General features: G+C 72.7%; 9 protein-coding genes. 2 read left to right on the top strand and 7 right to left on the bottom strand.

The features are described 5' to 3' along the window. Positions 1-192 precede the first annotated feature (192 nt). Positions 193-1668, top strand: a complete 1476-nt coding sequence (locus FFS51_RS14115; RefSeq protein ID WP_137878733.1) for a mannitol dehydrogenase family protein — start codon at positions 193-195, stop codon at positions 1666-1668. 73 nt (positions 1669-1741) lie between these two features. Here FFS51_RS14115 and FFS51_RS14110 read toward each other — a convergent pair whose 3' ends face one another. The 3 genes from FFS51_RS14110 to FFS51_RS14100 all read right to left on the bottom strand — a co-directional run bounded on the left by FFS51_RS14110 (position 1742) and on the right by FFS51_RS14100 (position 5174). Then, positions 1742-2737 (bottom strand): LacI family DNA-binding transcriptional regulator, encoded by a 996-nt coding sequence (locus FFS51_RS14110; protein ID WP_056519269.1) that lies wholly within the window; start codon positions 2735-2737, stop codon positions 1742-1744. Positions 2738-2832: 95 nt separating this feature from the next. Next, a complete protein-coding gene (locus FFS51_RS14105; protein WP_056519272.1) occupies positions 2833-3723 on the bottom strand; it encodes a tagatose-bisphosphate aldolase in 891 nt (296 codons plus the stop codon). A 56-nt stretch (positions 3724-3779) separates the two neighbouring features. Next, complete coding sequence (locus FFS51_RS14100) at positions 3780-5174, bottom strand: FGGY family carbohydrate kinase (protein ID WP_212742828.1); 1395 nt, start codon at positions 5172-5174, stop codon at positions 3780-3782. A gap of 138 nt (positions 5175-5312) precedes the next feature. Between FFS51_RS14100 and FFS51_RS14095 the strand changes: the two genes are divergently transcribed. Next, positions 5313-6494, top strand: a complete 1182-nt coding sequence (locus FFS51_RS14095) for an HAD-IA family hydrolase (protein ID WP_171006205.1) — start codon at positions 5313-5315, stop codon at positions 6492-6494. Positions 6495-6521: 27 nt separating this feature from the next. Here the strand turns inward: FFS51_RS14095 and FFS51_RS14090 are convergent, their stop codons facing one another. Genes FFS51_RS14090 through FFS51_RS14075 form a run of 4 tightly spaced genes read right to left on the bottom strand, consistent with a single transcriptional unit; the run spans position 6522 to position 9815 of the window. Beyond that, positions 6522-7511, bottom strand: coding sequence for a 1-phosphofructokinase family hexose kinase (locus tag FFS51_RS14090; RefSeq protein ID WP_137878731.1), 990 nt, complete (start codon positions 7509-7511; stop codon positions 6522-6524). After that, entirely contained in the window at positions 7508-8335 is an 828-nt protein-coding gene (locus FFS51_RS14085) for a class II fructose-bisphosphate aldolase (protein ID WP_056207837.1), read from the bottom strand. Before FFS51_RS14085 ends, FFS51_RS14090 begins: the two co-directional genes overlap by 4 nt. Further along, a complete protein-coding gene (locus tag FFS51_RS14080) occupies positions 8335-9063 on the bottom strand; it encodes an SDR family oxidoreductase (RefSeq protein ID WP_056207840.1) in 729 nt (242 codons plus the stop codon). Before FFS51_RS14080 ends, FFS51_RS14085 begins: the two co-directional genes overlap by 1 nt. Then, positions 9060-9815 (bottom strand): class II aldolase/adducin family protein, encoded by a 756-nt coding sequence (locus FFS51_RS14075; protein ID WP_137878730.1) that lies wholly within the window; start codon positions 9813-9815, stop codon positions 9060-9062. Before FFS51_RS14075 ends, FFS51_RS14080 begins: the two co-directional genes overlap by 4 nt. Positions 9816-9843: the final 28 nt, after the last annotated feature.

The following is a 9843-nucleotide window of genomic DNA, read 5'->3' as shown; positions in this document are numbered from 1 at the left end:
CAGACCGTGCAAGCCAAGATCCAGACCGGCTTCACCGTCATCACCAAGGACAACGTCGACACCACCGCCAAAGACGCCGTCTACCAGTCCTCCTGCGGCTAACCACCACACCAGCACCAGCCCGCGGGCGCGCCGGTACCGGCCGCCCGCGGGCCTCCGCATTCCCCGCGACATCCACCGAGGAGCCCGCTCATGACCACCCTGTCGGCCGCCACCCTGGGCGACCTCGCCCCCACCGTCGCCGTCCCGGAGTACGACCGTTCGCGCGTACGCACCGGCATCGTCCACATCGGCGTCGGCGGCTTCCACCGCGCCCATGAGGCGATGTATCTGGATCGCATTCTCGGCACCGGGTCCACCGAGTGGGGGATCTGCGGCATCGGGATGCTCCCCTCCGACGTCGCCATGCGCGACGTGCTCGCTGCGCAGGACGGCCTCTACACCCTCGTGACCACCGCGCCCGACGGGTCGACGGAGGCACGGGTCGTCGGCTCCCTCATCGAGTATCTCTACGCCCCCGATGACCCCACCGCTGTGCTGGACAAGCTCGCGCACCCCGACACCCGCATCGTCTCGCTCACGATCACCGAGGGCGGGTACGGCATCGACGACGCGACCGGCGCCTTCCGGCCGGTGGATGCCGCGGTGCTCGCAGATCTCGAAGGGTCGTCGTCGGACGTGCCCCGCAGTGTGCTCGGCTATCTGACCGCGGCGCTGCGGCGCCGCCGCGACGCCGGCGTCCCCGGGTTCACGGTGATGTCGTGCGACAACATCCAGGGCAACGGCCACGTCGCGCGCACGGCGCTGCTCGGATTCGCGGAGCGCGTCGACCCCGACCTGGCCGCCTGGATCGGCGAGACGGTGTCGTTCCCGAACTCGATGGTCGATCGCATCACCCCCGTCACGACCGACGAGACGCGTGCCGCGGTCTCGCGCGACATCGGCATCGAGGACGGCTGGCCGGTGCACTCCGAGTCGTTCGAGCAGTGGGTGCTCGAGGACGACTTCCCCCTCGGCCGCCCGGCACTGGACGAGGTCGGCGTGCAGCTCGTGGACGAGGTGCTGCCGTACGAGCTCATGAAGCTCCGGCTGCTCAACGCGTCCCACCAGGCGATGAGCTACCTGGGGATCCTTACGGGTGAGCGCTTCGTGCACGACGTGTGCACCGATCCGCTCTTCGTCGGGTTCCTCCTCGACTACATGCACATCGAGGCGATTCCGACGCTCGAACCCGTGCCGGGCATCGACCTCGACGCCTACTGCGCGACCCTCATCGCGCGCTTCGGCAGCGAGGCGATCCGTGACACGCTCGCCCGCCAGGTCGTGGACGGCTCGGATCGCATCCCCAAGTTCCTGCTGCCGGTCGTGCGGTCCCGCCTCGCCTCCGGCGGCGACATCCGCCGCGCGGCACTCGTGCTGGCCGCGTGGAGCGTGTTCCTCGAGCGCAGCGCGGAGCCCGGCACCGATCTGCCGGCGGTCGATCGCCGACTGGGCGAGTTGCAGGAGGCCGCCGCCCGGGAGGGGGCACGACCCGGCGCGTTCCTCGACTACGCGCCCGTGTTCGGCGAGCTGGGAGTCGATGCGGCACTGCGGGCGGCGTTCATCGCTGCGCGCGCCTCACTCGCTGAGCGCGGCGCACGCGGCGCGATCGAGGCACTCCAGGGCTGACGGCGCTGTCCGGCCACGGCCGGGCAGCGCCGGACGCGTGCGCCGTCCGACGGACGTGCGACGCCCTCCGCCGTCAGTCGCCCGCGGGCGCCGGAAGCCGGCACGACTCGCGCTCGACGAGAGCGACGTCGAGCACCGTGACCTCTTCCAGCCCTCCGTCGACCCCGGCGAGGCGATCGAAGATGCGGGCCGCCGCGAGCGCGCCGAGCCGATACGGATCCTGGTCGATCACCGACACCGACGGCGTGAGCGTATCGGCCATCGGGAAGTCGCCGAACCCGATCATCGCCATCGGGTCCGCGCGCAGCACATGCGCGAGCGCCATCGAGGTGCGCGCGTTGGCGGAGAAGAGAGCCGTGGGCGGTTCGGGCAGCGCACGCAGGCGCACGAGCGCCGCGGCCGCGGCATCCCGATCCGACACCATCACCTCGACGAGGTCGTCCGAACGACGGATGCCGGCCTCGTCCTGTGCGCGGCGCCACCCCTCGAACCGCTTTGTCTCGGTCGACAGATGCAGCACGTCGCCCACGTACGCGATGCGGCGGTGACCGTGGGCGATGAGATGGGAGACCGCCAGGTGTGCGCCCTGCTCGTCGTCCTCGGTGAACGTGTCGGTCTCGAGGTCTACCGGGCCTCGGTCGACGAAGACGATCGGCGTGTGCTCCCGCCAGCGCTGCAGCCACGAATGATCGAGGCCCACCGGGGCGACCACGAGCCCGGACAGCTTTCGCCCGAGCATCGACTCGATCGCGTCGCGCTCATCGACGGGGTCGTCACCGAGGCTGGTGACGAGGGTGGAGATGCCCTGGGCACGCGCGGTGTCCTCGATCGCCCGAGCGATGGCCGCGAAGAACGGGTCGACGATGTCCGGTACCGCGACGCCGATCACCGATGCGCGACCGGCACGGAACGTGGTGGCGAGCACGTTCGGCACGTAGTTGAGCTCGCGCATGGCCTTCTCGACCTCGGCGCGGGTCGCGGGCAGCACATGCGGATCGTCGTTGAACACCCGCGAGACGGTCTTCGTGCTCACGCCCGCACGGGCCGCGACATCACGCATCGTCGACATCGGCGCTCTCCCCTTCGCGTCTTTCCCCGGATCCTCGGATCTCGCGCAACCCTATCCCCCGGGAGCCGTGGTCGACGCCCGGGGGTCGTCGGGTGTCAGGCGCGGCCGTCGACCGCGTCGGCGAGCTCCCGCAGGCGGGGCAGGGCACGGTTCGTCAGCAGCTCCTCGCGACGTCCGGCGTCGGCCGAGAGGGAGTCCTTCCACAGCGAACGGCCCGCCATGGCGCCCGCGGCGCCGTGGGCGACGGCCGTGGCCACCTGACCGATGAACGTCTCGTGGTCGACGCCGGCCGAGAGCACGGCCCACGGCACGCCCTGGGCGGCCTCGGTCACGCGCGCGCAGCCCTCGGCGGAGCCCGGGTACTGGAGCTTGAGAATCTTCGCCCCGCACGCGACGGCGAGCGCAGCACCGTCGGCGACGAGCGTCGGGAAGGCGGCGGCGTACTCCTCGTCGCTCTCGCCCTCGAGCTGGTAGGTGAGCAGCTCGACGATCAGCAGCAGGCCCTCCGCCTCGCACGCGGCGACGAGGTCGCGGATCTCACCGGCCACGCGGGAGTCGAGTCCCTGCTTGTCGGGGCGGGTGTACCAGAGCATCTTGGCGACGTCGGCGCCCTGCTCACGGATGGAGTGCGGAGTCGCGCCGGGGACGTAACGGGTGTACTTCAGGCCGTCGACGGTCTCGAACCCGGACGCGTCGAGCCCGACGACGAGCGCCGTCTCGCGCGAGAGCACACCGTCGTCGACGATCCCGGGAAGCGCGACCTCGGGGTCGAGCAGGATGGCCGGGGCGTGGTTGGCGAGGTGGCGCACGAGGTCCGCCTTGACCTCGGCGAGCTCCTCGCGGGTGATCGCGTCGGAGCCGTGCGGGGCGTCCTTGATGGCGGCCTTCATGCCGTTGCGCTGATCGGCGGCGACGATGAGCATGTTGCCGTCCGGTGTCGAGATCGACTGGAGGGCGCGGCGCTCGAGCGTGGTCAGTTCGTTCATGGGGTGCTCCTTGGTGGGGGTCGATGGCAGACGGGCGGATGCCACGTCCGCAGGCTCTAGGGGGTGGTCGGTGTCGACGCGGGGGATGCGGACACGAGGCGCGCGGCCACACGGGCTGCGCCGTACGCCGTGTCCTGCTCGCGGGTGGAGACGGTGACGTCGGGAAGCAGCTGGGCGCGGGCGCGCACGACCGAGGGCATCCCGACCCAGCCCCCGGTGAGCCGGGTGCGGGTGGCGGGCGGCACCTCGCGGTCCATCGCCTCGACGAGCAGGGCGATCTCGTCGTTGCTGTGGCGCAGCACGGCTCCGAAGATCTCGGCGGGCGAGACGCCGTCGGCGTGCAGGGTCATGCGCAGCACGCCGTCGTCGTTGCGAGCTCCGCTGACCTCGATCGCGCCGTCCGGGAGGGATCCCTCGTACGGGAGGGCCATCACCGCGGCATCCAGCTCGTCGCGTCCCGCCCGGTCGGAGATGCCCGCAGCTCCCAGGGCCCGCCGCAGCAGGAGGCCCGTCTTCACGCCGGCGACGAGCACGTGCTTGCCGGGGACGACGTGCGCGACCTCGTTGATGAGGGCGTCCGCGAGGCGCTGACGGGCGTCGAATCCGAGCGGACCGTCGAGCACGCGCAGCAGCACCTCGGCCGTGCCGAGGGAGACGTGATAGCTGTCGGCGGCGAGGGAGTCGCCGGCCTCCGCCGCGACGAGGTGGTCATGTCCGGCGACGGTGAGCTCGGCCCCGGCGAAGCGCGGGCCGAACGCCGCCGCGACGCGTCCCCACGACTCGCCGCCGCCGCGCAGGGGCGGGAGGAACCCGGCGTCGATGCCGAGCACGTCGAGCATCTCGGGCCAGGCCGCCTCGGCGTCCTGGTCGAGCAGGCCGGTGCGGGAGGTGAGGGAGTACTCGAGGGCCTCGTCGCCGCCGAGCGATGCGGCCACGAACTCGGGGAGGTTCAGCCAGCGGCATCCGCTCAGCTCGACCCCGCTGTCCCGCAGGAACGCGAGCTTCGCGACGGTGACCTGCGCGCCGAGCGGAAGCCCGGTGCGGCCCGCGAACTCCGCGCGCACGGTGGCGGGGAAGGCGGCGATCTGGTCGAGGCCGCGCGGGTCGAACCACGCGAACCCGGGGGCGACCGCGGTGCCGGTCGCGTCGACGACCATCCCGGTCTCCCCCATGCCGGCGATGCCGAGGGCGACCACGGGCGCGGCGGTGAGCGGCGCGAGGGCGTCGTCGACCCGCGCGAAGAGGGTGGCGAGCGCGGCGGTGAGGGCCGCGGCATCCATCTCGGTCGTGCCGCCCGGGCCCACCCGCCAGGGTGTCGGCACCTGGTCGCTGACGAGCTCGGAGCCGTGCGCGTCGAGCACCAGCATCTTGATGCCGGTGCTGCCGAGGTCGATGCCGGCGAGCAGGCCGGATGCCGCGGCGGCGGGGTCGTCGCGCAGAGGCTGCGTCACGCGTTCTCCGTCCTTTCGACTCTTCGTCGAGGTCAAGGCGAGGATGGGGGAAGTCCCGGAAAATCAAGCATGACACCGGTGACGTGATACGACTATCGTGGACGTATGCGCTCCACGTGTCAAATGGAAAATCCTCGGGTGATCGTCGTGGCCGGCGTCGCGGGATCCGGGAAGACGACACTCGGACGCGCACTCGCGACGCGCCTCGGCGCGCCCCTCGTCGACCTCGACTCGGTCACCTCACCGCTGCTCGACGCCCTCCCCGACGAGGCGCTGGGCGGGCACTGGCTCGCCTCGCCGCACGCCGCGCGGATCCGCGTCGGCCGCTACACGGCCCTGCGCGCGGTCGCCGCCGACGCGGTCGCGACCGCGGGCGCCGCCGTGCTCGTCGCGCCGTTCACCGCGGAGCTCACGGGCGGTGCGGACTGGGCCGCGCTGCTCGACGCCGTCGCCCCCGCGGAGGTCGTCGTCATCCACCTGCGCGGCGACGCCGCGCTGTTCGCGGCACGACGCGCGGCCCGCGGCGAACGACGCGACGCCCACCGCGACGACACCCTGCCACCGGCGCCGGCCGTGCCGGTGATCCCCATCGACGCCGAGCTGTCCACCGCGCAGCAGGTCACTCGGCTCCTCCCCGCGCTCGGCATCCGCAGCGACCTCGACCGGGATGCTGCGGTCTTCGCTCGCACGTTCGACGCCGTGCTGTTCGACCTCGACGGCACCCTCATCGACTCGACCGCGTCGGTGATCCGTTCCTGGCGCCGGTTCGCCGAGCACTACGACGTCTCGATGCAGGCGCTGCACGACAACCACGGCCAGCCGGCGCGCACCCTCATCTCCCGCCTCCTGCCGCCGTCGCTGCACGCCGAGGGCCTCGCGCACGTGACCGACCTCGAGGTCACCGACGCCGCGGGCCTCGAGCCCGTGCGTGGCGCGCGGGCCTTCTTCGACGGCATCCCCGCCGACCGACGGGCGATCGTCACCTCCGGTTCCGTCCCGATCGCCTCGGCTCGGCTCGACGCCGCCCGGTTCCCGCATCCCGACGTGTTCGTCACTATCGACGACGTGACGACGGGCAAGCCCCACCCCGAGCCGTTCCTCCTCGCCGCGGCGCGTCTCGGCGTCGACCCGGCCCGGTGCCTCGTCGTCGAGGACGCCGCCGCCGGCATCGCCGCAGCGCGCGCCGCCGGCTGCGCCGTGCTGGGCGTCGCAGGCACCATCGACACCGACGACCTGCGCGCCGACCTCGTGGTCGACGGGCTCGACCGGGTGGTCATGGTGAGCGGTCCCGACGGCCTTCGCCTCGCTCCCGCGGCCTGATCGAGCCGGCGGTCGCGGCGCCGCGACCTACACCTCGACGGGCTCCGAGAGCACCACGGACGGGTCGGGGTCACGGGTGACGACGGCGTGCGGCATCCCCTCGAGGCTCGTCAGCACCGTCGCCGTCTGCGCCACCGCGTGCGCGCCCCACGCGGCGGCAGCGGATGCCGCGGCCATCAGCGCCGTCGGATCGTCGATCGTTCCCGCCCCGAGGCCCACGAGAAGGCCTGCGAGCGAGGCGTCGCCCGCACCCGCGGTGTTGGCGACGCGGATGGCGACAGCGTGCGCGTGCACGACGACGTCACCGGCGACCAGCAGAATGCCGTCCGCACCGAGGCTCGCCGACACGACCGGCACGGCCAGGCTGCGCGCGGCGGCGATGACCTCTCCCCTGGTGCGCAGCGTCTGCCCGGTCAGCTCCGCGAGCTCTGCGGCGTTGGGCTTGAGCACCGAGACGCGCGAGTCGGATGCCGCGGCCTCGAGCGCTGCGCCGCTCGTGTCCACGACGACCCGCGCACCGCGCGCGACGGCGCCCGCGAAGAGGTCGGTGAGATCGGCCGGCGCCGAGGCGCCGGCGATCTCGGGCAGGGCGCCGGAGACGACCAGCCAGCCCGCGCGGGTCTCCTCGATCTCGGCGAGGGTCGTGGCGACCAGCTGCTCCCAGCTCTCCGGGGCGAGCGGCGGGGTCGGGGCGTTCACCTTCGTGGTCGCGCCGTCGTCGTCGATGATCGACGTGTTCACGCGCGTCGCCCCCGGAACGACGATGGGGCGCAGCATCCCGTCCGTATCGGCCCGCACGGCCGACTCGACGTCGTCGGCGCCGATCACCACGACGGCCGTCGCAGAACGCGCGGCCAGTCGCAGTCCGGCCGCGACGTTGACACCCTTCCCGCTCACCTCGCGCGTGTACGCCGTGGCTCGGGTGAACTCGCCGCGGGCCAGGGCGCCGGTCACCCGGTAGGTCGCATCGATCGCGCCCGCCGCCGTGACGGTCACGATGGCCGGCCCCATCGTCATGCCTCGCCTCGCACGATGAGGGCGAGGAGCCGGGCGACCTCGGCCGCGACGGCCTCACGGGCCGGGCGCAGATACCGGCGCGGGTCGACCACGGCTGGATCCGCCGCCAGCCGCTCGCGCACGACGGCCGTCAGCACCACATTGAGGTGCGTGCCGATGTTGACCTTGCGCATGCCCGCCACGACGGCACCGTCGATGCCCGCGTCCGAGACGCCGCTCGATCCGTGCAGGACGAGCGGCACCGGCACCCGACGGGCGAGCCGGGTGATCAGCTCCTCGTCGAGGCGGGCGCTGCGCTCGAGCATCGCGTGCTCGCTGCCGACCGCGACGGCGAGGGCGTTCACCCCCGTCGCCGCGACGAACGCCGCCGCGTCGTCGACGTCGGTGCGCACCCCCGGGGTGTGCGCGCCTTTGCCGCCGATCTCGCCGAGCTCGGCCTCCACCCACACGCCCGCGCTCTGTGCACGGCGGGCGACGGCGGCGGTGCGCGCGAGGTTCTCGTCGTCGGGGAGGTGGGCGCCGTCGAACATCACCGAGGGCATCCCGATCGCGATCGCCTCATCGACGAGGTTCTCGTCGGTCGCATGGTCGAGGTGCACGACCACCGGAACCGCGGCGGTGTCCGCGAGCCGCAGCGCCGCGGTCGCCGCGGGAGCGATGCCCCCGTGGAACGCGACGGCGTTCTGGGACAGCTGCAGCACGACACCCGTGCCGGCCGCTTCCGCGCCGGCGACGATCGCCTCGGCCATCTCCAGCTGCACGTAGTTGAACGCCCCCGCCGCCCGATGCCCCGCGAGCAGGGTCGGCATGTCGACGAGCGGCATCAGATCGGCTGTCCGGTCGGCAGCAGCACCAGATCGCGCACGACGACGTGCGCGGGCCGCGTGAGCATGAACACGATCGCGTCGGCGACATCCGACGAGCGGATGCCCGTGCGCTCGGCGATGCGCGCCGCCTCCTCGGGCGACCCGTGGGCGAAGCCCCAGAGCGGATTGAGCACCACGCCCGGCGCGACCGCACCGATGCGCACCCCGCTCTCGGCGGTCTGGGTGCGCACGGTGTGCACGAACGACTGCACCGCGTGCTTGCTGGCCGAGTAGACCGGCTCCCACGCGATGTCCTGGTGCCCCGAGACCGAGCTCGTCACGAGAACGTCACCGGAGCCCTGTGCGATCAGGTGAGGCAGCGCCGCGCGCACCAGCGTCATGACACCCGTCACGTTCGTCGCCACGAGCGCCGCGATCTGCTCGGCGCTCGCATCGACCAGATCGCCGCCGACATAGATGCCCGCGTTGGGCAGCACGATGTCGAGCCGGCCGCGCCGGGCGAGGGTCTCGTCGACGAGCGCCTGCGCGGTCGCGGCATCCGAGACATCCGCCGAGATCGTCGTGATCGCGTCCGGGGCGGACGCCGCCAGCTCAGCGAGCGCGTCGACCGACCGCGCGGCAGCGACGACGTGGGCGCCCTCCGCGACGAGGGCGAGAGCCGTGGCCAGTCCGATCCCCGAGCTCGCCCCGGTGAGCAGGGCGACCTTTCCTTCGAGCGCGGTCATCGCGATCCCTCCTGCGCGAGCAGCGCGCGTCGATACTTCTCATCCGGTCGCGTGTCGATGCGCGCGACGTCCTCGGGGGTCATGAAATTCACGCCGCCGACGGCCTGCGCGCCGATGATCGCGCGGGCGCACTTCTGCGCCATGGCGGTCATGCCGAGCACCTGCGCGCCGTGCGCGCCGAGGGCGAACATGCCGTGGTTGCGCAGGTAGATCACCCGCGGCGGCGCGCCGTGTTCCGAGATGTGGGCGCGCAGCATCTCGCGCACGACCCGGGCGAGACGGATGCCCGGGTCGATGTACGGCACGAGCAGCGGGTGCGCGCCGAGCACCACGATCTGGTCGGGGAAGAGCGCGCCGTCCACCAGCAGCTCCGCGTGCCGGGAGCACAGCAGTGCGTTGACCGACGTCGGATGGCTGTGGGCGACGACCGCGGCATCCGTCTCCTCGTAGACGACGACGTGCAGCAGCGCCTCGACCGACGGACGCCGCCCCTCGACGCGCGCGATGTCGGCGAAGAGTGCATCCACCTCGGCGTCGGCCGCATCGGGGTCGGAGATCAGGGAGCTCGCCCGCGCGAGGTCGACACGCACGAAGTCGGCGGCCTGGGCCTGCCCGAGCACCGCACCGCTGGCCTTCACGTGCATCGCGTCGCCGTCGCGCACGCTGGTGTTGCCTTCGCCGAGCATCGCGGCGTCGAAGGCGGGGTCGCCGAGTCGACGGCTGAGGTCGGCGAGCTGATCGAGGGAGGTCATACGGGGGTTCCTGTCGGCAGGGGGATGG

The sequence above is a fragment of the Microbacterium sp. 4NA327F11 genome, assembly GCF_005503465.1.
GTDB classification, from domain to species: Bacteria; Actinomycetota; Actinomycetes; order Actinomycetales; family Microbacteriaceae; genus Microbacterium; species Microbacterium ginsengisoli.
This window is presented reverse-complemented; position numbering and strand designations above follow the sequence as displayed.

What these genes read in the sequence shown, in the direction of transcription:
- FFS51_RS14085 (WP_056207837.1), bottom strand. Translation starts at nt 8,335, where the DNA reads ATGCCGCTCGTCGACATGCCGACCCTGCTCGCGGGGCATCGGGCGGCG.
- FFS51_RS14105 (WP_056519272.1), bottom strand. Translation starts at nt 3,723, where the DNA reads ATGAACGAACTGACCACGCTCGAGCGCCGCGCCCTCCAGTCGATCTCG.
- FFS51_RS14110 (WP_056519269.1), bottom strand. Translation starts at nt 2,737, where the DNA reads ATGTCGACGATGCGTGATGTCGCGGCCCGTGCGGGCGTGAGCACGAAG.
- FFS51_RS14075 (WP_137878730.1), bottom strand. Translation starts at nt 9,815, where the DNA reads ATGACCTCCCTCGATCAGCTCGCCGACCTCAGCCGTCGACTCGGCGAC.
- FFS51_RS14080 (WP_056207840.1), bottom strand. Translation starts at nt 9,063, where the DNA reads ATGACCGCGCTCGAAGGAAAGGTCGCCCTGCTCACCGGGGCGAGCTCG.
- FFS51_RS14090 (WP_137878731.1), bottom strand. Translation starts at nt 7,511, where the DNA reads ATGACGATGGGGCCGGCCATCGTGACCGTCACGGCGGCGGGCGCGATC.
- FFS51_RS14115 (WP_137878733.1), top strand. Translation starts at nt 193, where the DNA reads ATGACCACCCTGTCGGCCGCCACCCTGGGCGACCTCGCCCCCACCGTC.